This is a genomic window from Acidovorax sp. A1169 (genome assembly GCF_030704685.1).
In the GTDB taxonomy this organism is placed as follows: Bacteria; Pseudomonadota; Gammaproteobacteria; order Burkholderiales; family Burkholderiaceae_C; genus Acidovorax.
In genome coordinates this window covers 16,633-39,772 of the sequence record NZ_JAUZDX010000024.1, presented here as the reverse complement: position 1 = coordinate 39,772, position 23,140 = coordinate 16,633, and the positions used below count along the sequence as shown (strand labels likewise).

Sequence of the window (23,140 nt, the reverse complement as noted above, 5' to 3'; positions counted from 1 at the left end):
GGCCGCTGCGTGGTAGTAGCTGAAGGTGCCGCCGTCAGTGTCAGACGAACTCCGGCGACTGCACGGCCATCAGCACCGTCTGGCTTTCGTCCATGCGCTGGCGCTGGCGAAGCCACCACACGGCGCCCTTGCGCACCGCGCATTCGGAAGCCTGCATGCCTAGCAACTGCGCAATGGTCTGGCCCAGCACGGGCTGGTGGCCCACGATCAGCACGGCACCGCGCGCCCGCGGCCACTGCGCCAGCTCCAGGAGCTCTTCAGTAGTGCCGCCGGGCAGCAGCTCGGCACGCATCTTGAACTTGCGGCCCAGCGCGTCGGCTGTCTGCTCGGTGCGCCGGGACGGGCTGGCCAGCACGCGCAGGCCTTCGGGCAACTGGCGGTCCAGCCAGGCCGCCATGCGGGCCGCCTGCTTTTCGCCCCGTGGCGTGAGCGCGCGGGTCAGGTCGTCCGAGCCGTCCTGGGCCTCTTCGGCCTCGGCATGGCGCCACAGGATGAGATCCATCATCACGTTCCTTGCTACTCCACCCGCGCCACCGACGCAGGCGGTCCGTAGCGCACCATGAGCGCCGCCTGCGCGCCCTGCCCGTCTTCGGGATGGGGCGCCCGCGCATAGGTGCCGTCGGGGTTGAGCGTCCATGCATCGCGGTCATCGTGCAGGTAGGCCACCAGGCATTCGTCGACGATCTGGCGGCGCAGGCGCGGCTCGGTCACGGGCCAGGCCAGCTCCACGCGGCGCATCATGTTGCGGTTCATCCAGTCGGCACTCGACAGGTACAGGTCTTCCTCAGCGCCAGCGCGGAAGTAGAAGACCCGCGTGTGCTCCAGAAAGCGCCCAATCACCGAGCGCACGCGGATGTTGTCGGTCACGCCAGGCACCTGGGCCGCGAGCATGCAGGCGCCGCGCACGATCAGGTCGATGCTGGCACCGCGCTGGCCCGCCAGGATCAGGGCACGGATCAGCGCCTCGTCCGTCAGCGCGTTCATCTTGGCGACGATGCGCGCATCCTCACCCCGGCTGGCGGCCAGGCCCACCTGCTCGATCTTCTCGATCATGCGGCGCTGCAGGTGAAAAGGCGCAAGCAGCAGCTTGCGCAGCTTGGGAGGTCGGTTCTGGCTGGCCAGGTGGTTGAACACGCCGTCCATGTCGGCCGTGGTGTCCTCGTCGGCCGTGAGATAGCTCAGGTCGGTGTACAGACGCGCCGTGCGCACGTTGTAGTTGCCGGTCGACAGGTGGCCGTAGCGGCGCAACTGGCGCCCCTCGCGGCGCGTCACCAGCAGCATCTTGGCGTGGGTCTTGAGGCCCACCACGCCGTACACCACCTGCGCGCCGATGGACTCGAGCGCCTCGGCCCAGTTGATGTTGGCCTCTTCGTCGAAGCGTGCCTTGAGCTCTACCACCGCCATGACCTCCTTGCCGCGGCGCACGGCCTCGGTGAGCAGGTCCATGAGCTCGGAGTCGGCTCCCGTGCGGTAGATGGTCTGCTTGATGACCAGCACCTGGGGGTCGTTCACCGCCTCGCGCAGAAAGGCCAGCAGCCCGTCGAAGCTCTCGAACGGCTGGTGCATGAGCACGTCGCGCTTTTGCAACTGCTCCATGATCGAGACCCCCGGCACCAATTGGCGTGGCCAGGCCGAGCGCCAGGCGGGGAACAGCAGCGCGGGGTCGTTCACCAGGTCCACCAGCTGCGTCAGCCGCACCAGGTTCACGGGGCCGTGCACGCGGTACAGCGCGGGCTCGGGCAGGTCGAACTGTTCGAGCAGAAAGCGCGAGAGGAACTGCGAGCACCCGGCCGAGACCTCCAGCCGCACGGCCTGGCCGTAGTGGCGGTGCTGCAGGCCCTGGCGCAGGGCGGTGCGCAGGTTGCGCACGTCTTCCTCGTCGAGCGCCAGATCGGAGTGGCGGGTCACGCGGAACTGCGAGAACTCCGTGACCTCGCGCCCGGGAAAAAGGTCCGCCAGGTGCGCCCGGATGATGCTCGACAGGCTCACGAACAGCGATTCGCCCTTGGCGGCCAGGCGCGGCGGCATGCGCACCAGGCGCGGCAGCGCGCGCGGAACCTTGACGATGGCCACCTCGTTCTTGCGGCCAAAGGCATCGTGCCCGTGCAGCCGCACGATGAAGTTGAGCGACTTGTTGGCCACCTGTGGGAACGGGTGGGCGGGATCGAGCCCCACGGGAATCAACAGCGGGCGCACCTCGCGCATGAAGTATTCGTGCACCCAGGTCCGTTGCGCGGACGAGCGGTCCCCGTGCGAGACGATGCGGATGCCGTGCCGCGCGAACTCCGGCACCAGGGAGTCGTTGTACAGCGAGTACTGGCGCGCAACCAGGTCATGGGCCTTGGACGCCAGTGCCACGAAAGAGGCCGCCGTATAGACCCCCTTGCCCTCGCCGCTCTTGGCAGCGGTCAGGTGCGCGGCGGCGCGCACCTCGAAGAACTCATCGAGGTTGGACGAGACGATGCACAGGTAGCGCAGGCGCTCCAGCAGCGGAACGTCGGTGCGCACCGCCCAGTCGAAGACACGCTCATTGAAACCCAGAATGCTGTGGTCCCGGTCCAGGAACATGGGAGCCCCGGGCACGGCAGCAGACACCACCGCTGCGGGCGGGGGCGCGGGCTCGGCTGCCGCAGCGGGGGCGGCATCCTGCCGGTCATCGGGGCTGTCACATTGCGGAATCACGGGTTTTCTGGAGGAGAAGGATGGCATGGACACTCTAAAGCCACGGGAGGCAAGTGCATGCAGTATTTAACGACCAGATGACAGTGATGTGACAGTTTTTGTGACAGAAACCGCATCGTCATCTCCACGGGGGCGGGCTGGCACCAGAAATTGCTGGAAAAGGCGGGCTGCATGCGCCCAGGTGAACTCCAGTGCCCGGTTGCGCGCCTCGTGGCGCGGCACGGCAAGCGCGTTCTGGGCGGCGACCATCAGATCGGTGTCCAGCACGCCGCCGCGTGCCTGCCCACCGGCATGGGCGCCCAGCACCTCCATCGGGCCGTCCTCGAAGTAGGCGGCCACGGGCGTGCCGCAGGCCATGGCCTCCAGCATCACCAGGCCAAAGGTCTCCGAGCGGCTGGGAAACACGAACACGTCGGCCGCCGCGTACACGCCCGCCAGGGTGGCGCGGTCCAGAATGCCCAGCCAGCGCGCCTGCGGGTAGCGCGCCTTGAGCCGCTCTTCCAGCGGGCCCACGCCGCAGATCACCTTGCTGCCCGGCATGTCCAGCTGCAGGAAGGCCTCGATGTTCTTCTCGTACGAGACGCGCCCCACGTACAGGGCCACCGGGTGGGCCAGCGCGCCCACCAGCGGGTGCGGCGTGGCCTCGCCCTGGTAGGGGAAGGCCGTGGTGTCCACCCCGTGCGTCCATTGCCTGAGGTTGCGAAAGCCTCGCCGTTCAAGCATCTTCAAAACCCCCACCGTGGGCACCATCACACCCGACGAGGGGCGGTGAAAATGCCGGAACAGCGCATAGCCCAGCGAGAGCGGAATCCGCAAAGCCGCTTGCAAGATCTCGGGAAAGCGGGTGTGGAAGGCGGTGGTGAAGGCCAGCTTCCTGCGCAGGCAGTAGCGACGCCCGGCCCAGCCGATGGGGCCTTCGGTCGCCAGGTGGATGGCATCGGGCTGCAGTTCGTCCAGGATGCGCCCTATCTCGCGCCCGGGCCGTATGGCCAGGTCGATCCCCGGGTAGCCTGGGCAGGGGCGCGTCTTGAACATGCCCGGCTGGATCACGTGCACCTGGTGCCCGGCACTCTCCATATGGCGCACCAGCTCCACCAGCGTTGTGACCACGCCATTGATCTGCGGGGCCCAGGCATCGGACAACAAGGCGATTTTCATACGGCCATCTCGCTGCTGTGGGTTTGCGTGCTAGTCTGGTGGCCGGGCACGGTATGCCACTGCACCAGCTCCAGGCGGCCATCCATGTGCTCGACCAGCGCGGTGTGGCTTTCCACCCAGTCGCCATCGTTGCAGTACAGGGTGCCGTCGATCTCGCGCATCTCGGCGCGGTGGATATGGCCGCACACCACACCGTCGTGGCCACGGCGGCGGGCCTCGGCGGCCACGGCCACCTCGAAGTCCGTCACGTAGTTCAGCGCCGTCTTGACCTTGCCCTTGAGGTAGGCCGAGAGCGACCAGTACGGCAGCCCCATGCGTGCGCGCAGGGTGTTCAGGTGCCGGTTGAGCTTGAGCGTGAACTCATACAGGTTGTCGCCCACGTAAGCCAGCCACTTGGCACACTGGATCACGCCATCGAAGTAGTCGCCATGCGTCACCCACAGGGTGCGGCCATCGGCCGTGGTGTGCACAGTGTCCTCGGCCACCTCGATGCCGCCGAACGAATGGCCGACGAAGGCGCGGGCGAATTCGTCGTGGTTGCCGGGCACGAACACCACGCGGCAGCCCTTGCGCGCCCGGCGCAGCAGCTTTTGCACCACGTCGTTGTGGGCCTGGGGCCAGAACCAGCGGCGGCGCAGCTGCCAGCCGTCCACGATGTCGCCCACCAGGTACAGGTGGTCGCTCGGGTGGTGCTTGAGAAAGTCGAGCAGGCCTTCGGCCTGGCAGCCGGGCGTGCCCAGGTGCAGGTCGGAGATGAACACCGCGCGCAGGTGGCGGTGGCCCGGTGGATGCGCGTCGTCGGCGTCGGCAGCAGTGTCCTGCCCACCTCCCACGTGCGCAGTCCAGTCGCCGAGCGCGTCGAACGCGGCGCGCATCAGGCCCCCAGGAAATGCTTGCGGTAGCGGGGATGCAGGTCCGCCAGGCGCATCAGCATGGGCAGGTCTGCGGTGTTGAAGTCCGGGTCCCACGCAGGGGCGCCCAGCACCCGCGCACCCAGGCGCAGGTAGCCCTTTATCAGGGCCGGCGGCTCCACGAAGACCGAGCCATCAAGCTTCTCGATGGGCAGCGGCAGGCGCGGCAGCACGTGGTATTCGATGGGGGCCAGGTGCGTCTGGCGCACCTGGTTCCAGATGCTGGCGGCCGCATCGCCGCTGATCACGCCGTTGTGCAGCATGGGGATGCTGGCGCAGCCGATCATGGTGTCGAGCTGGTTGCGCACCATGAAGTCGGCCAGCGCGCTCCACAGCGCCATGATCACGCCGCCATGGCGGTGCTCGGGGTGCACGCAGCTGCGGCCCAGTTCCACCATGCGCGGGCGCAGGGTGCGCAGGCGGGTCAGGTCGAATTCGGTGTCGCTGTAGGTGCTGCCCACGCGGCGTGCCTGGGCGGGGGTCAGAACCCGGTAGGTGCCAATCACCTGCTGGGTGGCCGTGTCCCGCACCAGCAGGTGCTCACAGTAGTCGTCGAACAGGTCCACGTCGTGGCCGTGAACGGGGGTCGTCAATCGAGCGCCCATCTCCTCGGCAAACACGTCGTACCTGAGTTTCTGCGCCTGGCGGACCTCGTCGAGGTGCCGTGCCCACGAGACCTCCACTGCGCCACGCACCGGGGTGCCAGCCACTGCGACGACCGCACCCACTGCAGCGCCAGGGCGGTGGATTGCCCCTCTGGACGGTGCAGCAGGGAGCAGCGGCAGGGCGGGGTTGTGCAAATCGCTCATGGATCAACTCCTTCGTACAGGGCGGCCCCATGGCCGCTGGTGCCCCGGATCACCGGGTGGTGTGCTTCAATGCGATGGAGTTTGAAAGCCGCGGGTGACGCCTGCATGTCCGTGCGATGTCAACGCCGTGACAGAGGGGCGCGGCATGCCGGTGGGTGCCCGAAGCCCCCCTTGCGGCACAGTCAGGGGCCGGTTACCAGGCTGTTACCGCTGTAAGCCTGGGCTGCTACACTTTGGAACATTTTTTTTGGGGCATCGCGCCTCTCCCTCCGGGTCCGGCCGCCATGTCCTTGCTGTCCATTGCCCCAGAACGCCTGCCGTCTGGGGACTCTTCCGACGCGTCTTTGGAGCGCACGCTGCGCGAGCAGCAGATGCTGCTCGAGAGCGCGGGCGTGGGCATCGTGTTCATCCGCCAGCGCGTGGTGGTGCGCTGCAACCAGCGCTATGCCGAGATCTTCGGCTACGAATCGGCGCAGCGCCTGGCGGGCCTGAGCAGCGAGGCCTTCTACCCCGACCGCGATGCCTTCCGTGCACTGGGGCGCGAAGCTTACCCCGCTCTTGCCAAGGGCCAGGCCTACCGCGTGGAGCGCCAGATGCGCCGGCGCAACGGGCGGCTGTTCTGGGGCAGCCTCACGGGCCGGCTGATCAACCCGGCCGACACGAGCGAGGGGTCGATCTGGATTCTCGACGATATCGACGAGCACAAACAGGCCCAGGCCCTGCTGAGCGCTGCCGTGCGCGAAAAGCAGGTGCTGTTCGACCAGGCCATGGTGGGCATCGTGTTCCTGCGCGACCGGCACCTGACCCGCTGCAACCGCCACTTCGAGCACATGCTGGGCTACGGCCCCGGCGAGCTGGCGGGCAGCCCGTCGCGCCGCTGGTATGCCAGCGACGAGGACTGGGAGGAAGTCGGCCACCGCTGCTACCCGGTGCTCGCGGCCGGCCAGTCGTACGAGGGCGAGGTGGTCATGCGCCGCAGGGACGGCACACCGCTCACCTGCGAGGTGCGCGCCAAGTTCATCGACCCCGACGATCCGGACCAGGGATCGATCTGGATCACCATGGACATCTCCGAGCGCAAGCAGGCCCAGGAAGCCCTGGCACGCGTGCACGGGGAACTGGAGCAGCAGGTCCAGGACCGCACGCGCGAACTGCGCGACACGGTGGACAACCTGCACCGCGAGATCAGCGACCGCAAGGCCGACCAGGACCGCATCTACTGGCTGGCCCACTACGACCCGCTGACCGGCCTGCCCAACCGTGCCCTGCTGTCCGAGCGGGCCCAGGAGGCTATCCGCGTGGCGCAGGAGGGCCGTACGCCGCTGGCGCTGATCTTCCTGGACCTGGACCATTTCAAGCACGTCAACGACTCGCTGGGCCACCGCGTGGGCGACGCCCTGCTGGTGGAGATCGCCAAGCGCCTGCGCGCCGTGGTGCGCGACAAGGACACCGTCTCGCGACTGGGCGGCGACGAGTTCATCCTGCTGCTGCCGGGCGCCAACGCCCATGGGGCCGCGCGCGTGGCCGGCAAGCTGCAGGAGGCCTCGCGCCAGCACTACCAGATCGACCACCACGAACTGACCATGGCGCCGTCCATGGGCATCGCCCTGTTCCCGCAGGACGGCAGCGACTTCGACACGCTGACCCAGTCTGCCGACGTGGCCATGTACCGCGCCAAGCTCGACGGGCGCAACACCTTCCGCTTCTTCACACCCGAGATGCAGGCCCAGTCGGTGCGCGCCCTGCAGATCGAGAACGCCCTGCGCCGAGCCCTCGAGCGTGGGCAGCTGCACCTGCACTACCAGCCCCAGATCCACCTGGCCACGGGCAAGGTGCACAGTGTGGAGGCCCTGCTGCGCTGGGACCACCCGCAGATGGGCAGCATCACGCCCACCGAGTTCATCCCCATCGCCGAAGACAGCGGCCAGATCCTGCAGATCGGCGAGTGGGTGCTGCGCACCGCGCTCACGCAACTCAAGGACTGGCACGAGAACGGCTTTCCCGCGCTGACCATGGCGGTCAACCTGTCGGCCATCCAGTTCCGCCAGCCGCAGCTGCCTGAACTGGTGAGCCGCATCCTGACCATCTTCGAGCTGCCCCCCGACTGCCTGGAGCTGGAGCTGACCGAAGGCGTGGCCGTGGACGACCCGCATTCGGCCGTGGCCACCATGGACAGCCTGCACTCGCGCGGGGTGCGCATGTCCATGGACGACTTCGGCACCGGCTATTCGTCACTGAGCCAGCTCAAGCGCTTTCAGATCTTCAAGCTCAAGATCGACCAGTCGTTCGTACGCGACCTGGGCGACGACGGCAACGACCGCGCCATCGTCAGCGCCATCATCCGCATGGCCCAGGCCCTGGGCATGCGCACCACGGCCGAGGGTGTGGAGACACCGGAACAACTGGCCTTCCTGCGCGAGCAGGGCTGCGACGAGGCCCAGGGCTACCTGTTCAGCCGGCCGCTGCCGGCCGACGTGCTGGAACTGTTCCTGCGTCAGTACATGCCCGCGTGAGACGCCCCCTGCGTCGCTTTGCGGCAGGTCAGAATGAAGGGCGCAGACTCCTGGCCGGGTGCAGGTAAGTCCGCATCAACCGCCACGCCGCCACTGCGCGGGCGGCACCCCCATGGCGTGCTGAAAAACGCGCGCAAAGTGCGATGCATCGGAAAAACCGCAGCGCCGCCCGATCTCGGCCACCGCCACATGCGCCAGTTGGGGCCGGCGCAGCAGCTGCGCCGCGCGCACCAGGCGCAACTGGCGCAGCGTGCCCGCAAAGGTGCTGCCCTGCGCCGCAAACGCGCGGTGCAGCGTGCGCAGGGAGACGCCAGCCTCCTGCGCAAGGGCCTGGGCCGAGACACCGGGCTGGTCGATGCGCCCCTGCAGCAGTGCGCACAGGTGGGCATGCAGGCCCTGGCCCGCTGGGGCCGCCGGCGCCGCAGGCGGCTCCAGCGCAGCACACAGCAAGGCACCCAGGTGGTCCGACAGCAGCGCGGGCGGCAAGGCCTGGGCCGAGGCCGGGTCGCGCGCAAGCTGCACGGCCAGGGCTCCGAGACTCTGGCCCCAGCCCTGGTCGCGCCAGGCAACGCGGGGCCCGCGCACCTCGGCCTGCGCCAGCCACTGCCCCACCCAGGCGCGCGGCAGCTGCAGCGAGACGCAGTTCACCCCTTCGGAAAAGTGCAGCTCGTAAGGCCGTGCCGAGTCCACCAGCGCCACGTCGCCCGGGCGCAGGTGGGCCACCTGCCCGTCCTGGCGCACATGCCACGCGCTCTCGGCCTGGGCGATCAGGTAGAACGGCAGGTTACGGCTGCGTGCAATGCCCGCTGGCGTGCGGTACACGTCCTGCGTGGAGGCGCGCACCTGGTTGACCGACAGGGCCTGCACCGCCAGGCTCTGCAGGACCCCGCCAAACACAGGGGCCTCGCGCGAGCTGCAGTCCATCTCCAGAAAGGCTTCGCAGATGGCGCCCACCCAGTAGTCCAGGCGCGCTGCGGGCGCGACCACATCGGTCGTCCACTGGCGCAATGGCAACGGGGCGGAAGCATGGACTGCGGGCATGGCGCCAATCTAACGGCAAGCGCCACGGGCAGGCAACAGGGCTTGCCCGCCCCCGCTACGCCATGAAAAAAGCCCCGGGAGGCAGCCAGGGCTGCGCTCCACGGGGCCTTGGGGCCGTTGCCGGCGCCGGATCAGGCGGCAGCCAACTGCGCGTGCAGCTCCTGCACCGAGTACACGTCCAGGTTGTCCAGGTACTTCATGCCTTCCACGGCCGCTTCGGCGCCGAAGATGGTGGTGAAGGTGGTCACGCGGGCCAGCAGCGACGAGGTGCGGATCGCACGCGAATCGGCGATCGCGTTGCGGCGCTCTTCCACGGTGTTGATGACCATCACGATCTCGTTGTTCTTGATCATGTCCACGATGTGCGGGCGGCCTTCGGTCACCTTGTTGACCACCTTGACCGGCACGCCGGCCGCTTCGATGGCCGCTGCTGTGCCCTTGGTGGCCACGAGCTCGAAGCCCAGGGCCACGAGCTGGCGCGCGATGTCGACGGCGCGCGGCTTGTCGGCATTCTTCACGGTGAGGAACACCTTGCCCGAGGTCGGCAGCTTGGTGCCCGCGCCGAGCTGGCTCTTCACGAAGGCTTCGCCGAAGGTCTTGCCCACGCCCATGACTTCGCCGGTGGACTTCATCTCGGGGCCTAGGATGGTGTCCACGCCGGGGAATTTCACGAAGGGGAACACGGCCTCCTTCACGCTGAAGTACGGCGGCGTCACTTCCTTGGTGATGCCCTGCGAGGCCAGCGTCTGGCCGGCCATGCAGCGCGCGGCCACCTTGGCCAGCTGGATGCCCGTGGCCTTGCTCACGAAGGGCACCGTACGCGAGGCGCGCGGGTTCACTTCGAGCACGTAGATCACGTCCTTGCCATCGACTTCCTGGATGGCGAACTGCACGTTCATCAGGCCCACCACGCTCAGGCCTTCGGCCATGGCGGCGGTCTGGCGCTTGATCTCGTCGATGGTGGGCTGCGACAGGTAGTACGGGGGCAGCGAGCAGGCGGAGTCGCCGCTGTGCACGCCAGCCTGCTCGATGTGCTCCATCACGCCGCCGATGAAGGTGACGCCTGCGGAGTCGCGCACGCAGTCGACATCGCACTCGATGGCGTTGCTCAGGAAGCGGTCCAGCAGCACGGGCGAGTCGTTGCTCACCTTGACGGCTTCGCGCATGTAGCGCTCCAGGTCGCGCTGCTCGTGCACGATTTCCATCGCACGGCCACCCAGCACGTAGCTGGGGCGCACCACCAGGGGGTAGCCCAGGGCAGCGGCCTTTTCCAGGGCTTCGGGTTCGGTCCGCGCCGTGGCGTTGGGCGGCTGGCGCAGGCCCAGTTGACCCAGCAGCTTCTGGAAGCGCTCACGGTCTTCGGCCGCATCGATCATGTCGGGGCTGGTGCCGATGATCGGCACGCCTTCGGCTTCCAGGCCCAGGGCCAGCTTCAGGGGCGTCTGGCCGCCGTACTGCACGATCACGCCGACCGGCTTTTCCTTGTCCACGATCTCCAGCACGTCTTCGAGCGTCACGGGCTCGAAGTACAGGCGGTCGGAGGTGTCGTAGTCGGTGGAGACGGTCTCGGGATTGCAGTTGACCATGATGGTCTCGTAGCCGTCCTCGCGCATCGCCAGAGCCGCGTGCACGCAGCAGTAGTCGAACTCGATGCCCTGGCCGATGCGGTTGGGGCCACCGCCGAGCACCATGATCTTCTTGTTGTTCGTCGGCTCGGCTTCGCACTCGTCCTCGTACGTGGAGTACAGGTAGGCGGTGTTGGTGGCGAACTCGGCGGCGCAGGTGTCCACGCGCTTGTACACGGGGCGCACATTGAGCGCGCGGCGCGCTTCGCGCACGGCCTTCTCGGTGGTCTTGAGCAGCTTGGCCAGGCGGCGGTCGGAGAAGCCCTTTTGCTTGAGCGTGCGCAGCGTGGGCGCGTCCAGCGCCGCCAGGGCGCCCTCGCCCTTTTCAGCAGCCAGCTTGTCGATGTCCAGTTCGATCTTCACGATCTGCTCGATCTGCACCAAGAACCAGCGGTCGATCTTGGTCAGCTCGAACACTTCGTCGACCGACAGGCCCATGGCGAAGGCGTCGCCCACGTACCAGATGCGCTCGGGGCCAGGCTCGCCCAGCTCCTTTTCGAGCACTTCACGGTCCTGGGTCTTCTCGTTCATGCCGTCCACGCCCACTTCCAGGCCGCGCAGGGCCTTCTGGAAGGACTCCTGGAAGGTGCGGCCCATGGCCATGACCTCCCCCACGGATTTCATCTGCGTGGTCAGGCGGCTGTCGGCGGTCGGGAACTTCTCGAACGCGAAACGCGGGATCTTGGTGACCACGTAGTCGATGGACGGTTCGAACGAGGCCGGCGTGACGCCGCCCGTGATCTCGTTGCGCAGCTCGTCGAGCGTGTAGCCCACGGCCAGCTTGGCAGCGACCTTGGCGATGGGGAAACCCGTGGCCTTGGAGGCCAGTGCCGAGGAGCGCGAAACGCGCGGGTTCATCTCGATCACGACCATGCGGCCGTCCTGGGGGTTGATCGAGAACTGCACGTTGGAGCCGCCCGTGTCCACACCGATCTCGCGCAGCACCGCCAGCGAGGCGTTGCGCATGATCTGGTATTCCTTGTCGGTCAGCGTCTGCGCGGGGGCCACGGTGATGGAGTCGCCGGTGTGCACGCCCATCGGGTCCAGGTTCTCGATGGAGCAGATGATGATGCAGTTGTCCGCCTTGTCGCGCACCACTTCCATCTCGTACTCCTTCCAGCCGAGCAGCGACTCTTCGATCAGCAGCTCGTTGGTGGGCGAGGCTTCCAGGCCGCGCTTGCAGATGGTCTCGAACTCTTCGGGGTTGTAGGCGATGCCGCCACCCGTGCCGCCCAGCGTGAAGCTGGGGCGGATCACGGTGGGGAAACCCACCTGCTTTTGCACGCCCCAGGCCTCTTCCATGCTGTGGGCGATGCCAGAGCGCGCCGAGCCCAGGCCGATCTTGGTCATCGCGTCCTTGAACTTCAGGCGGTCTTCGGCCTTGTCGATGGCCTCGGGCGTGGCGCCGATGAGCTCGACCTTGTACTTGTCGAGCACGCCGTGGTGCCACAGGTCCAGGGCGCAGTTGAGCGCCGTCTGGCCACCCATGGTCGGCAGGATGGCGTCGGGGCGCTCCTTGGCGATGATCTTCTCGACCGTCTGCCAGGTGATGGGCTCGATGTAGGTCACGTCGGCCGTGGCCGGGTCGGTCATGATCGTCGCGGGGTTGCTGTTGATCAGGATGACCTTGTAGCCCTCTTCGCGCAGGGCCTTGCAGGCCTGCACGCCGGAGTAGTCGAACTCGCAGGCCTGGCCGATGATGATCGGGCCAGCGCCGATGATGAGGATGCTTTTGATGTCTGTACGTTTTGGCATGTTGCGTCGATCAGTCGATCGTGGGTTCGGCTGCCTGGGGGCTGGTGGGCGCAGTGGCGGGGGCTGCGGCGTCGCGCCGCACCTTCAGCCTGGCGATGAGCGCCTGCGCGCGCTCGGGCGGCAGGTTCTTCTGCATCAGCTGCAGCAGGCCATCGCCCTGCACCAGGGGAAGCAGCACTTCGGTCTCTGCGTCATAAAACGTCACGTCCCACTCGGCCATGGCTTCGGCAAAGGTTTCGTCGTCCCAGGTCTTGCCCTTGGCCACCAGCGTGACCAGCGGCATCGCCTTGTTCTCGACGAAGGCCTTCTTGTAGGGCTTTTGCGACCAGCGTTCGGTAAACCATTCGCGGTGCGGCGACGGCAGGGTCAGCACACGCTTGTGGATGGCTTTTTCGAGCGAGGCGGCGGGGAAGCTGAAGAGTTTCATGGCGCGATTCCTTCGTTGTGCTTACTGGGTGCGCGCGCTGCGCATCGCGTCGGTGAAGCGGTCGAACAGGTAGGCGATGTCGTGCGGGCCGGGCGATGCCTCAGGGTGGCCCTGGAAGCAGAACGCAGGCTTGTCCTTGTGCACCAGGCCCTGCAGCGTGCCGTCGAACAGGCTCACGTGCGTGGCGCGCAGGTTGGCGGGCAGCGAATCCATCTCCACCGCAAAACCGTGGTTCTGGCTGGTGATGCTCACGCGGCCCGTATCCAGGTCCTTCACCGGGTGGTTGGCACCGTGGTGGCTGTGCGTCATCTTGAAGGTCTTGGCGCCAGCGGCCAGGGCCATGATCTGGTGGCCCAGGCAGATGCCGAAGGTGGGCAGACCGCTCTCGACGATGGTGCGCGTGGCCTCGATGGCGTAGTCGCACGGCTGCGGGTCGCCAGGGCCGTTGGAGAGGAACACGCCATCGGGCTTCATGGCCAGCACGTCGGCCGCGGGCGTCTGCGCCGGCACCACGGTGACCTTGCAGCCGCGCTGCGCGAGCATGCGCAGGATGTTCTTCTTCACGCCGTAGTCGTAGGCCACCACATGGAACCGCGGTGCCTCGAGCGTGCCATAGCCCTTGCCCAGCACCCACTCGGTCTCGGTCCACTCGTAGGCAACCTGGGTCGACACCACCTTGGCCAGGTCCAGCCCGGCCATGTTGGGGGCGGCCTTGGCAGCGGCCAGGGCCTGGTCGATCAGCGCCTGCGTCACTTCCTGGCCTTCGGCCAGGCCGACGATGGCGCCGTTCTGGGCGCCCTTTTCGCGCAGCAGGCGGGTGAGCTTGCGGGTGTCGATGTTGGAGATGGCCACGGTGCGCTCACGCACGAGGTACTGGGACAGCGTCTCGGTGGAGCGGAAGTTGCTGGCAATGAGCGGCAGATCCTTGATGATCAGGCCTGCGGCATGGACCTTGTCGGCTTCGATATCCTCGGGGCTGACGCCGTAGTTGCCGATGTGCGGATACGTCAGGGTGACGATCTGCTGGCAGTAGCTCGGGTCGGTAAGGATTTCCTGGTAGCCGGTGATGGAGGTGTTGAACACCACTTCGCCGACGGTGGTGCCGGTGGCACCGATCGAATTGCCGATAAAGACCGTGCCGTCTGCGAGCGCCAGGATGGCGGGCGGGAAGGTTCCCTTGAGAGACAAAAGCACTGGGTTCTCCGAATGGTTACGGTCGCCCGGAGTCGCAGGAAGTGATCCTGGGACTGCTGTTTGTGGGAGGTTTGCTTTGAGTGCGGCCGGGCGACGTGTTTGCGGGAAAGCCTCCAATTGTAGCCTGAGAGGCCCATCTTTCAGTGTCAACCCGGTACATTCCCCTCCACTGCCGCTGCTGAAGTGGTCTGCGGCCACGGCGGCACGATGGCGTGCCCTTTCTCGTTCGCTATTGTTTGTATAGCAATTTGATTGTAACAAGCAGCGACGACTCCCGTGCCTTGTGACGGAGCAGAACCCGCCTTGGAAGGCCACCACCCCACGACAGCGGCGCAACCGAGAAGCTTTTCACGAACCGACACAACTTCTCGCCGCTGCAGGCCGGGCCGGCCAGGGCCCTCCGATAGACTTTGCCGCACCGTAGACACCACAAAGAGAGATGGGATGACCAAGAAGACTTCGATTGCATGGGCATGCGCCCTGTTGTCCACCCTGGCCAGCGCGCAGGACCTGGCGGCCTACCCCCAGGTTTTCTCCGGCCCACAGGGGCTGGAGGTAGTGCTGGCACCGACCACGGACGGCAAGGCCGCGCTGATGCGCGTGAGCGGCTTCAACAGCCCCATCGACAAGGTGATCTTCCTGGGCAAGCAGGAGCAGCGCGGTAGCGGCACTGAGGCCTATGTGACCACGCTCGATGGCCGGGAGTGGGGCTTGGTGCAGAAGCAGACCAACCGCTACGGCAGTGGCGAGCGCTATGTCACCTACCTGCCGGGCCGCCAGGGCGCGGTGGACCTGTCGTTCGACGAGAAGAAGAGCAAGGCCTTGAACGTAGCCGAGCTCAAGAGCGCCTATGCGCGCCAGCAAAAGGACGGCGTGCAGGAAAAACTGGCCCGCTTCGACCGCGACAAGCACCTGGCGTCGGCACAGACGGACCTGGCCAGCACCGACACCTCGGCCAGCTCCGCCTGCGGCAGCCCAGTAAAGACGGCGGTGGACTGGAAGTCCATCGACGACGACAAGCTCAAGAAGCTCAGCATCGCCAGTTTCTGCGGTGAGGTAGCTTCGCAGATGGACAGCATGTGCAAGAGCAATGCGAGCTTCAAGGCCAAGGCCGCTTCGCTGGGCCAGATCCAGTGCCAGTTCGGCGCCGAGATGAAGTTGCGCGTGGAAGGTCAGAAGCTGGTGTTCACCACTCACCAGGATGCTTCCAACCAGGGTGACTTCATCCAGCAGTTTCTGCGGAACCAGTAATACGGCCTTCGCCTTGCGAGGCGGTGGTTCAGCGCCCCGCCTGCAGCGCACGCTGCGCTGCACTCGCATGCAGGCAGATGGCGGCGGCCGCGCCCACATTGAGCGACTCCTCCCCGCCCGGCTGGGCGATGCGGATGTGCTGGCTGGCGCGCTCCTGCAGCACCGCGCTCACGCCCTGCCCTTCGTGCCCCATGACCCAGGCGCAGGGCCAGGGCAGATCGGCGCGGTGCAGGTAGTCGCCCTGGTGCGAGCTGGTGACCAGCATCGGCAGATCCAGATCGGCAAGGTCCTCGGGCGCCAGGCCCTCGACCAGGTCGAGCGCAAAATGTGCGCCCATGCCCGCGCGCAGTACCTTGGGCGACCACAGCGCAGCACTGCCCTTGAGCGCCAGTACCTGCCGAAATCCGAAGGCCGAGGCGCTGCGCAAAATGGAGCCGACGTTGCCCGCATCCTGCACGCGGTCGAGCACCACGGCGGCCACGCCGGGCCGAGGTTCCCGGCCCTCGGGCAGGTCGAGCACGAAGCCCATCTTTGCCGGCGACTCCAGCCCGCTGATGTCGGCAAACAGGGCGTCGGCCAGCACCACGACCTTGGGCGCGGCCTTGCCCCATTCGGGCTGGGCCGTGGGCCACAGCGATTCGGCGAACACCGCCACGGCCGGCGCCACGCCGCGCTCCAGCGCCGCACGGCACAGGTGGTCGCCTTCGAGCCAGACGCGGCCCTGCTTGCGGTAGGCGCCATTGTCCTGCGCCAGGCGGCGCAGGTCCTTGACCCAGGCGTTGTCGCGCGAATGGATGGCAGTGACGGAAGAAGAGGTCATGGAACGGCAGTGCCGCAGCGCGTCACGCGCCGATGCCCTGGGAAACGGAGAGGGATGAGGAGGACTGCACCAGCACCTGGGCCACCGGGGCAAACGAGCGCCGGTGGTGGATGCAGGCGCCATGGGCACGCAGGGCTTCCATGTGCACCACGGTGCCATAGCCCTTGTGGGCCGAAAAGCCGTAGTGCGGAAAATGCTCGTGCACCTCGTTGCACCAGCGGTCGCGGTGGACCTTGGCAAGGATGGAGGCGGCCGAGATGGATTTCACCAGCGCGTCGCCCTTGACGATGGCCTCGGACGGCACATCGAGCCGGGGCAACTGGTTGCCGTCCACCAGCACGCGCACGGGCTTGAGGCGCAGGCCCATCACGGCACGGCGCATGGCCAGCAGCGTGGCCTGCAGGATGTTCAGCTGGTCTATCTCTTCCACGCTGGCCTCGGCAATGGCAAAGCACAGCGCCTTGGCACGGATCTCGTCGAACAGGGCCTCGCGGCGCAGCGCGGTGAGCTTCTTGGAATCGTCCAGCCCGGCAATGGGGCGCAGGTCATCGAGGATGACGGCGGCAGCCACCACAGGCCCGGCCAGCGGGCCGCGGCCGGCCTCGTCCACGCCGGCCACCAGACCGGGCGGATGCCAGTCCAGGCTCACCTGTTCAAACAGCAGCGGTGGTGGCAAGGATTTTCTCGATCGCATCGGCAGCCAGTTGGGAAGTGTCGCGCCGCAGGCTCGCGTGCAGCGCGGAAAAACGCTGTTCCAAAGCCGTGATGGTAGCGGGATGCCGCACTTTTGCATCAAACCATTGCAAGGTGGCGTCGCACAGCGCCTGCGGCGTGGCCGCGCCCTGGATCAGCTCGGGCACCACGAATTCGCCGCACAGGATGTTGGGCAGCCCCACCCAGGGCTGCAGCTGCTTGCGCTTCATGAGCCACCAGCTCAAGGGGTGCATGTGGTAGCCGATGACCATGGGGCGCTTGAACAGCGCTGCCTCCAGCGTGGCCGTGCCGCTGGCGATCAGCGTCACGTCGCAGGCCGCCAGCACGGTGTGCGACTGGCCCGTGACGATCTGCAGCGCATCGGCCAGGCCGTGTGCGCGCGCAGCCTCTTCGATGCGCGGTTGCAGCGCGGGCACGGCAGGCACCACCATGCGCAGGTTCGGGCGCGCCTTGCGCAGCAAGGCGGCCGCCGCGAAGAACGCGGGCGCGATGTACTGCACCTCGGCCGAACGGCTGCCGGGCAGGATGGCCAGCACCTCGTCGGCATCCGACAGGCCCAGGCGAGCGCGCGCAGCACTGCGGTCGGGCACCTCGGGGATCACGCTGGCCAGGGGGTGGCCGACGTAGGTGGCGGCAATGCCGTTCTTGGCCAGCAACTCAGGCTCGAACGGGAAGATGCACAGCACATGGCCCGCACTTCTGCGGATCTTCTCGATGCGGTCGGCACGCCAGGCCCAGATGGAGGGGCACACGAAGTGCACGGTGGGAATACCGGCAGCCCGCAGGTCCGCCTCCAGCCCCAGGTTGAAATCGGGCGCATCCACGCCGATGAAGATGTCGGGCCGGTCGGCCAGCAGGCGGGTGCGCAGCGCTTTGCGGATGCCCAGCAGCTCGCGCAGGCGGCGCAGCACCTCCATGCTGTAGCCGTGCACGGCCAGCTTGTCGCTGGGCCACCAGGCCGCAAAGCCGCGTTTGGCCATCTGCGGCCCGCCGATGCCGTGCGCCGTGGCGGCAGGCCAGCGGGCCTGCACACCGTCGAGCAGCAGGCCGGCCAGCAGGTCGCCCGAGGCCTCGCCTGCGACCATCGCCACGCGGGGCGCCTTGTCCTTCATTCAGCAGTCTCTTGGTGGGGGATCAGCGCGCGATGCCGTGGGCGGCGCTGTCGAGGAAAGCATCCATCAGCGCCACGTCGCCGGCCGCCTCGGGCATGTCACCAGGCAGGGCAAGGATGTGTTTGCGTGCCTCGTCCAGGGTCAGCCCCTGGCGGTACAGCAGCTTGTGCATTTCGCGGATGGCGGCAATGCGCTGGGCCGAAAAATCGCGCCGGCGCAGGCCCACCAGGTTCACGCCGCGCACGGCCAGGGGGTTGCCGTCCACCACCATGTAGGGTGGCACGTCCTTGCTGACGTGGCTGGAGAAACCGACCATGGTGTGCGCGCCGATGCGCATGCGCTGCAGCACGCCCGTGAGGCCGCCCACGGTGGCCCAGTCGCCCACCTCCACGTGGCCGGCCAGCGTGGTGTTGTTGGCCAGGGTGGTCTGGTGGCCGATGGTGCAGTCGTGCGCCACGTGCACGTAGGCCATGATCCAGTTGTCGTCGCCCACCGTGGTCTCGCCGCAGTCCTGCACCGTGCCGGTGTTCAGCGTGCAGAACTCGCGGATGGTGTTGCGGTCGCCGATCACCAGGCGCGTGGCTTCGCCTGCGTACTTCTTGTCCTGCGGGGCCGCGCCCAGCGAGGCGAACTGGAAGATGCGGTTGTCTTGCCCGATGGCGGTGTGGCCCTCGATGACGCAGTGCGCACCCACCGTGGTGCCGGCACCGATCACCACGTTCGGACCGACCACGGCATAGGGCCCCACCTGCACCGAAGGGGCCAGGCGGGCGCCGTCGGCGACGACGGCGGTGGGATGGATATTGCTCACGTTCGACAACCGGCGGAAAAAGGTCAGTTGACGCTGCGCATGGTGCACATGAGTTCAGCCTCGCAGGCCACTTCGTCGCCCACGCTGGCCACGCCCTTGAACTTCCAGATGCCGCCGCGCACGCGGTCGATGGTGATCGACAGGATGAGCTGGTCGCCAGGCTCCACGGGGCGCTTGAAGCGCGCGCCATCGATGCCCACGAAGTAGTAGATGTTGTTCTCGTCAGGCACCTTGCCCATGGCGTCGAACGCCAGCAGCCCGGCGGCCTGGGCCAGGGCTTCGAGGATCAGCACGCCGGGCATCACGGGACGCCCCGGGAAGTGCCCCATGAAGTATGGCTCGTTGAAGGTGACGTTCTTGATCGCCTTGATGCGGGTGTTGCTCTCCAGCTCCAGCACCTTGTCCACCAGCAGGAACGGGTAGCGGTGCGGCAGTTGCTTGAGAATCGCGTGAATATCCATCATCGAGTTGTTCTTCCGTTCATGCTGCCTTGAGAGCCTGCTCGAGCGCCTTGATGCGATCGCGCAAGCTGTGCAGTTGTTTGAGTGTTGCAGCGTTTTTTTCCCACCGCGCATTGTCGTCGATGGGGAACATGCCGGTGTACTGGCCCGGTTGCGTCAGCGAGCGGGTGACCACGGTGGCCGCTGATATGTGCACATTGTCCGCCAGCGTGAGGTGGCCCAGGACAATGGCACCCCCACCCACGGTGCAGTGCGCGCCGATGGTCGCGCTGCCGGCCACGCCGACGCAGCCGGCCATGGCCGAGTGCTTGCCGATGCGCACGTTGTGGCCGATCTGGATCAGATTGTCGAGCTTGACCCCGTCCTCGATGACGGTATCGTCCAGCGCCCCGCGATCAATGCAGGTGTTGGCCCCGATCTCCACATCGTCACCGATGCGCACCGCGCCCAGTTGCTCGATCTTGACCCACTGCCCCTTCTCGGGCGCAAAGCCGAAGCCGTCGGCACCGATCACCACACCCGCGTGGACGATGCAGCGCTCGCCGATGCGGCAGCCTTCACCGACCGTGACGCGGGACTTGAGTACGGTGCCTGCGCCGATGTGCGCACCCCGCTCGACCACGCACAGCGGGCCGATGGTGGCACTGGGATGCACCTGCGCCGACGCATCGACCACAGCGCTGGCATGCACGCCGCCCTGCCCTGCGGGCGCCGTGTGCTGGCGCCACAGCTGCGTGGCGCGGGCGAAGTAGACATAGGGGTTGTCCACCACGATGCAGGCGCCGCGTGCCACGGCGGCATCGCGCATGGCAGGCGCCACAATGACACAGGCCGCCCGGGAGGCGGCCAGTTGCTGCTGGTAGCGGGGGTTGCTCAGGAAGCTGAGGTCGCCCGGCCCCGCAACCTCCAGGGGCGCGATGCGGGAGATGGGGGTGTCACCAGTCCCTCCCTCCAGCGAGCCACCCAGCGCATCGACGATGTGCCTGAGAAGCAAGCTCACGCGCCACCTGCCGGATTGCGCTGCCGGTGCTTACTTGGCGGCAGGCGCGGCATTGAGCGCCTTGATCACCTTGTCGGTGATGTCGTGCTTGGGGTTGATGTACGCGGCTTCCTGCAGGATCACGTCGTACTTCTCGGCCTCGGCCACCTGCTTGACGACCTTGTTGGCACGGTCCACGACGGCGGCAAGTTCTTCGTTGCGGCGGGCGCTCAGGTCTTCCTGGAACTCCCGGCGCTTGCGCTGGAAGTCACGGTCCTGGTCCACCAGCTGGCGCTGGCGGGTATTGCGCTGGCTTTCGGCCAGGGTCGGGGCTTCGCGCTCGAACTTCTCGGAGGCGGTCTTCAGGGAGTTGCCCATGTCCACCAGCTCTTTTTCGCGGCGAGCGAACTCCTGCTCGAGCTTGGCCTGGGACGCCTTGGAGGTGTTGGCTTCGCGGAAGATGCGGTCGATGTTGACCAGGCCAGCCTTGAACGATTCTTGCGCCTGTACGGGCGCGGCCATGGCAAACGTGCCGAACAGCAGGGCCAAGGCGAAATGGCGGGAAAGGGATTTCATTAGAAAGACGTTCCAATCTGGAATTGCAGTTTCTGGATTCTATCGCCAGCAAACTTGCGTACCGGTTGTGCAAAGGCCAGGCGCAGGGGGCCCAGCGGGGAAATCCAGCTCAGGCCCAGCCCCACGGAGGCTCGCATGTCGCTGGCGGTTACTTTTTCATGCTCGCCATACACATTGCCTACATCCATGAAGGTGAAGACGCGCAGCGTACGGTCGTTGCCCGCACCCGGGAAGGGTGCGATCAGCTCGGCATTGAGGGTGACCTTCTTCGGGCCGCCCAGGGAGGAGCCCGTCACGTCGCGCGGGCCCAGGGTGCCCTGGTCGAAACCACGCACCGAACCGAGGCCGCCCGAGTAGAAGTTCTTGAACACCGGGAACGGCCGGCCGTTCATGCCCTTGCCGATGCCCAGTTCGCCATTGAAGGCCAGCGTGAAGCGCTTGTTGAGCGGCACATACTGCTGGTACTGGTAGTTGGCGCGCACGTAGCGGGCATCGCCCGCCACCGACCACTCGGAGTTCACTCGCTGGTAGCGGCCCGAGTTGGGCGCCAGCGCGCTGTCGCGGTCATCGCGCGACCAGCCGATGGTCAGCGGGATCGAGGTGCTCTTGTAGCCGAAGTTGTCGGCATAGGCCAGGTAGGTGGCCGGGATGTTGGTGCCGGGCTTGATGGTGGTCTGCTCCAGGCCGCCACCGAAGAACACCGTGTCCGTTTCGCTGAAGGGCACGCCAAAGCGCATCGAGCCGCCGGTGGTCACCAGCTGGTAGTTGCCGCCCTGGTCCTCGTACGGCTTGTCGGTGCGGTAGTACAGGTCTACGGTGCGCGAGATGCCTTCATCGGTAAAGTACGGGTTGGTGGTGCTGAACACCAGGGTGCGGCGGTACTTGCTGGTATTGACGTCCACACCCAGGTAGTTGCCCGAGCCGAAGAAGTTCTCCTGCTTGATGCCGAAGGACAGGGCCACCTTCTCGGCGCTGGAGAAGCCCACGCCCATCTGCAGCGAGCCCGTGGGCTTTTCGGCCACATTGATCACCAGGTCCACCTGGTCGGGCGAGCCGGGCACTTCCTGCGTCTCGACGTTGACTTCGGTGAAGAAGCCCAGGCGGTCCACGCGGTCGCGCGACAGGCGGATGCGTTCGCCGTCGTACCAGGAGGCTTCGTACTGGCGAAACTCGCGGCGGATCACTTCGTCACGGGTGCGGTTGTTGCCGCTCACGTTGATGCGGCGCACATAGGCGCGGCGCGAGGGCTCGACCTGCAGCACCAGGGCCACACGGTTGTTCTCGCGGTCGATCTCGGGCACGGCCTCCACGCGCGCAAAGGCAAAGCCGAAGCGGCCGAAGTATTCGGAGAAGGCCTTGGTCGTCTCGGTCACCTGGTCAGCGTTGTAGGGCTCGCCCGCACGGATGGTGATCAGCGACTTGAATTCGTCCTCGCGCTCCAGGTAGTTGCCTTCGAGCTTGACGCCCGAGACCACGTAGCGCTCGCCCTCGAACACGTTCACGGTGATCGAGATGCCCTGCTTGTCCGGCGAGATCGCGACCTGGGTCGACTCCACACGGAACTCCAGGTAGCCGCGCTGCAGGTAGTAGGTGCGCAGGGTTTCCAGGTCGGCGTTGAGCTTGGCGCGCGAGTAGCGGTCGGACTTGGTGTACCAGCTGAGCCAGCCGCCCGTGTCCTGGTCGAACAGGCCCTTGAGCGTGGATTCGCTGAAGGCCTTGTTGCCCACCAGGCGCACCTCGTTGATGCGCGCGGGCTCGCCCTCGACCACCGAGAACGTGAGGTTCACGCGGTTGCGCTCGATGGGCGTCACCGTGGTCACCACTTCGGCGCCGTACAGGCTCTTGTTGATGTACTGGCGCTTGAGCTCCTGCTCGGCGCGGTCGGTCAGCGCCTTGTCGTAGGGGCGGCCTTCGGTCAGACCCACTTCGCGCATGCTCTTCTTGAGCGCATCCTTGTCGAACTCGCGGGTGCCCGCGAAATCCACGTCGGCAATGGTGGGACGCTCTTCGACCACCACCACCAGCACGTTGCCCGAGGCTTCCAGGCGCACGTCCTTGAACAGGCCCAGGCCGAACAGCGCGCGGATGGCCGCAGCGCCCTTCTCGTCGTTGTAGTCATCGCCCACACGCAGGGGCATGGATGCGAAGATGGTGCCGGGTTCCACGCGCTGCAGGCCCTCCACGCGGATGTCCTGCACCTTGAAGGGCTCCAGTGCCCACGCCGCGTTGGCGACAAAGACCATGGCTGCAATGGCCGATGCGGTACGCACGCCCAGGCGATTGATTGGATTTTTCATGAAT

At 66.8% G+C, this 23,140-nt stretch carries 19 protein-coding genes; 2 read left to right on the top strand and 17 right to left on the bottom strand.

Translation table 11 applies throughout. The annotated features are described in order from the left end of the window. Positions 1 to 40 precede the first annotated feature (40 nt). The 5 genes from QYL93_RS27355 to QYL93_RS27335 form a co-directional block, all read right to left on the bottom strand. Positions 41 to 505, bottom strand: a complete 465-nt coding sequence (locus tag QYL93_RS27355) for a histidine phosphatase family protein (protein WP_305746629.1) — start codon at positions 503 to 505, stop codon at positions 41 to 43. A gap of 11 nt (positions 506 to 516) precedes the next feature. Next, complete coding sequence (gene ppk1 / locus QYL93_RS27350; protein WP_305746658.1) at positions 517 to 2,568, bottom strand: polyphosphate kinase 1; 2,052 nt, start codon at positions 2,566 to 2,568, stop codon at positions 517 to 519. 180 nt (positions 2,569 to 2,748) lie between these two features. Then, the gene (locus QYL93_RS27345) at positions 2,749 to 3,840 is read right to left on the bottom strand and encodes a glycosyltransferase family 1 protein (RefSeq protein WP_305746628.1); all 1,092 of its coding nucleotides are present in this window, start codon (positions 3,838 to 3,840) and stop codon (positions 2,749 to 2,751) included. After that, a complete protein-coding gene (locus QYL93_RS27340) occupies positions 3,837 to 4,715 on the bottom strand; it encodes a UDP-2,3-diacylglucosamine diphosphatase (protein WP_305746627.1) in 879 nt (292 codons plus the stop codon). The genes QYL93_RS27345 and QYL93_RS27340 overlap by 4 nt, the downstream gene beginning before the upstream one ends. After that, on the bottom strand, positions 4,715 to 5,560 hold the full coding sequence (locus QYL93_RS27335; RefSeq protein ID WP_305746626.1) for a GNAT family N-acetyltransferase: 846 nt from the start codon (positions 5,558 to 5,560) through the stop codon (positions 4,715 to 4,717). Before QYL93_RS27335 ends, QYL93_RS27340 begins: the two co-directional genes overlap by 1 nt. A 284-nt stretch (positions 5,561 to 5,844) precedes the next feature. Here QYL93_RS27335 and QYL93_RS27330 point away from each other — a divergent pair, with 284 nt between their 5' ends. Continuing rightward, entirely contained in the window at positions 5,845 to 8,073 is a 2,229-nt protein-coding gene (locus QYL93_RS27330; protein WP_305746625.1) for an EAL domain-containing protein, read from the top strand. Positions 8,074 to 8,148: 75 nt separating this feature from the next. Here the strand turns inward: QYL93_RS27330 and QYL93_RS27325 are convergent, their stop codons facing one another. From QYL93_RS27325 to carA, 4 genes are all read right to left on the bottom strand, one after another. Continuing rightward, positions 8,149 to 9,114 carry a helix-turn-helix domain-containing protein gene (locus QYL93_RS27325; RefSeq protein WP_305746624.1) on the bottom strand — a complete coding sequence of 322 codons (966 nt, stop codon included), beginning with the start codon at positions 9,112 to 9,114 and terminating at the stop codon, positions 8,149 to 8,151. Positions 9,115 to 9,245: 131 nt separating this feature from the next. Next, positions 9,246 to 12,494 (bottom strand): carbamoyl-phosphate synthase large subunit, encoded by a 3,249-nt coding sequence (carB, locus tag QYL93_RS27320; protein ID WP_057205633.1) that lies wholly within the window; start codon positions 12,492 to 12,494, stop codon positions 9,246 to 9,248. A 10-nt stretch (positions 12,495 to 12,504) separates the two neighbouring features. Then, positions 12,505 to 12,921 carry a hypothetical protein gene (locus tag QYL93_RS27315; RefSeq protein ID WP_057205632.1) on the bottom strand — a complete coding sequence of 139 codons (417 nt, stop codon included), beginning with the start codon at positions 12,919 to 12,921 and terminating at the stop codon, positions 12,505 to 12,507. Between the two features lie 21 nt (positions 12,922 to 12,942). Next, positions 12,943 to 14,115, bottom strand: coding sequence for a glutamine-hydrolyzing carbamoyl-phosphate synthase small subunit (gene carA, locus QYL93_RS27310; protein WP_305746623.1), 1,173 nt, complete (start codon positions 14,113 to 14,115; stop codon positions 12,943 to 12,945). Between the two features lie 444 nt (positions 14,116 to 14,559). On the opposite strand from carA, the gene QYL93_RS27305 reads away from it, so the two are divergent. Beyond that, positions 14,560 to 15,366 (top strand): hypothetical protein, encoded by an 807-nt coding sequence (locus QYL93_RS27305; protein ID WP_305746622.1) that lies wholly within the window; start codon positions 14,560 to 14,562, stop codon positions 15,364 to 15,366. A gap of 28 nt (positions 15,367 to 15,394) precedes the next feature. On the opposite strand, the gene QYL93_RS27300 is transcribed toward QYL93_RS27305, so the two are convergent. Genes QYL93_RS27300 through bamA form a run of 8 tightly spaced genes read right to left on the bottom strand, consistent with a single transcriptional unit; the run spans position 15,395 to position 23,136 of the window. Continuing rightward, positions 15,395 to 16,186: an RNA methyltransferase gene (locus QYL93_RS27300; protein WP_305746621.1), complete on the bottom strand. Its 792-nt coding sequence runs from the start codon at positions 16,184 to 16,186 to the stop codon at positions 15,395 to 15,397. Between the two features lie 22 nt (positions 16,187 to 16,208). Then, on the bottom strand, positions 16,209 to 16,880 hold the full coding sequence (gene rnhB, locus QYL93_RS27295; RefSeq protein WP_305746620.1) for a ribonuclease HII: 672 nt from the start codon (positions 16,878 to 16,880) through the stop codon (positions 16,209 to 16,211). Continuing rightward, on the bottom strand, positions 16,840 to 18,012 hold the full coding sequence (gene lpxB / locus QYL93_RS27290) for a lipid-A-disaccharide synthase (protein ID WP_305746619.1): 1,173 nt from the start codon (positions 18,010 to 18,012) through the stop codon (positions 16,840 to 16,842). Before lpxB ends, rnhB begins: the two co-directional genes overlap by 41 nt. Positions 18,013 to 18,034: 22 nt before the next feature. Continuing rightward, positions 18,035 to 18,832: an acyl-ACP--UDP-N-acetylglucosamine O-acyltransferase gene (gene lpxA / locus QYL93_RS27285; RefSeq protein WP_305746618.1), complete on the bottom strand. Its 798-nt coding sequence runs from the start codon at positions 18,830 to 18,832 to the stop codon at positions 18,035 to 18,037. Positions 18,833 to 18,846: 14 nt separating this feature from the next. Next, positions 18,847 to 19,287, bottom strand: coding sequence for a 3-hydroxyacyl-ACP dehydratase FabZ (gene fabZ / locus QYL93_RS27280; RefSeq protein WP_305746617.1), 441 nt, complete (start codon positions 19,285 to 19,287; stop codon positions 18,847 to 18,849). Between the two features lie 16 nt (positions 19,288 to 19,303). Next, positions 19,304 to 20,284, bottom strand: a complete 981-nt coding sequence (gene lpxD, locus QYL93_RS27275) for a UDP-3-O-(3-hydroxymyristoyl)glucosamine N-acyltransferase (RefSeq protein ID WP_305746616.1) — start codon at positions 20,282 to 20,284, stop codon at positions 19,304 to 19,306. 30 nt (positions 20,285 to 20,314) lie between these two features. Next, positions 20,315 to 20,839: an OmpH family outer membrane protein gene (locus QYL93_RS27270; protein ID WP_179681313.1), complete on the bottom strand. Its 525-nt coding sequence runs from the start codon at positions 20,837 to 20,839 to the stop codon at positions 20,315 to 20,317. Then, positions 20,839 to 23,136 (bottom strand): outer membrane protein assembly factor BamA, encoded by a 2,298-nt coding sequence (gene bamA / locus QYL93_RS27265; RefSeq protein ID WP_057205615.1) that lies wholly within the window; start codon positions 23,134 to 23,136, stop codon positions 20,839 to 20,841. The genes QYL93_RS27270 and bamA overlap by 1 nt, the downstream gene beginning before the upstream one ends. Positions 23,137 to 23,140 lie beyond the last annotated feature (4 nt).

Bases quoted from the DNA above. Each gene is read 5' to 3' on its own strand.
- QYL93_RS27340 (WP_305746627.1), bottom strand. From the start codon at position 4,715: ATGCGCGCCGCGTTCGACGCGCTCGGCGACTGGACTGCGCACGTGGGA.
- ppk1 (WP_305746658.1), bottom strand. From the start codon at position 2,568: ATGTTCCTGGACCGGGACCACAGCATTCTGGGTTTCAATGAGCGTGTC.
- QYL93_RS27345 (WP_305746628.1), bottom strand. From the start codon at position 3,840: ATGAAAATCGCCTTGTTGTCCGATGCCTGGGCCCCGCAGATCAATGGC.
- bamA (WP_057205615.1), bottom strand. From the start codon at position 23,136: ATGAAAAATCCAATCAATCGCCTGGGCGTGCGTACCGCATCGGCCATT.
- QYL93_RS27305 (WP_305746622.1), top strand. From the start codon at position 14,560: ATGACCAAGAAGACTTCGATTGCATGGGCATGCGCCCTGTTGTCCACC.
- QYL93_RS27355 (WP_305746629.1), bottom strand. From the start codon at position 505: ATGATGGATCTCATCCTGTGGCGCCATGCCGAGGCCGAAGAGGCCCAG.
- QYL93_RS27300 (WP_305746621.1), bottom strand. From the start codon at position 16,186: ATGACCTCTTCTTCCGTCACTGCCATCCATTCGCGCGACAACGCCTGG.
- carB (WP_057205633.1), bottom strand. From the start codon at position 12,494: ATGCCAAAACGTACAGACATCAAAAGCATCCTCATCATCGGCGCTGGC.
- QYL93_RS27270 (WP_179681313.1), bottom strand. From the start codon at position 20,839: ATGAAATCCCTTTCCCGCCATTTCGCCTTGGCCCTGCTGTTCGGCACG.
- rnhB (WP_305746620.1), bottom strand. From the start codon at position 16,880: ATGCGATCGAGAAAATCCTTGCCACCACCGCTGCTGTTTGAACAGGTG.
- QYL93_RS27325 (WP_305746624.1), bottom strand. From the start codon at position 9,114: ATGCCCGCAGTCCATGCTTCCGCCCCGTTGCCATTGCGCCAGTGGACG.
- QYL93_RS27315 (WP_057205632.1), bottom strand. From the start codon at position 12,921: ATGAAACTCTTCAGCTTCCCCGCCGCCTCGCTCGAAAAAGCCATCCAC.
- fabZ (WP_305746617.1), bottom strand. From the start codon at position 19,287: ATGATGGATATTCACGCGATTCTCAAGCAACTGCCGCACCGCTACCCG.
- QYL93_RS27335 (WP_305746626.1), bottom strand. From the start codon at position 5,560: ATGAGCGATTTGCACAACCCCGCCCTGCCGCTGCTCCCTGCTGCACCG.
- QYL93_RS27330 (WP_305746625.1), top strand. From the start codon at position 5,845: ATGTCCTTGCTGTCCATTGCCCCAGAACGCCTGCCGTCTGGGGACTCT.
- lpxB (WP_305746619.1), bottom strand. From the start codon at position 18,012: ATGAAGGACAAGGCGCCCCGCGTGGCGATGGTCGCAGGCGAGGCCTCG.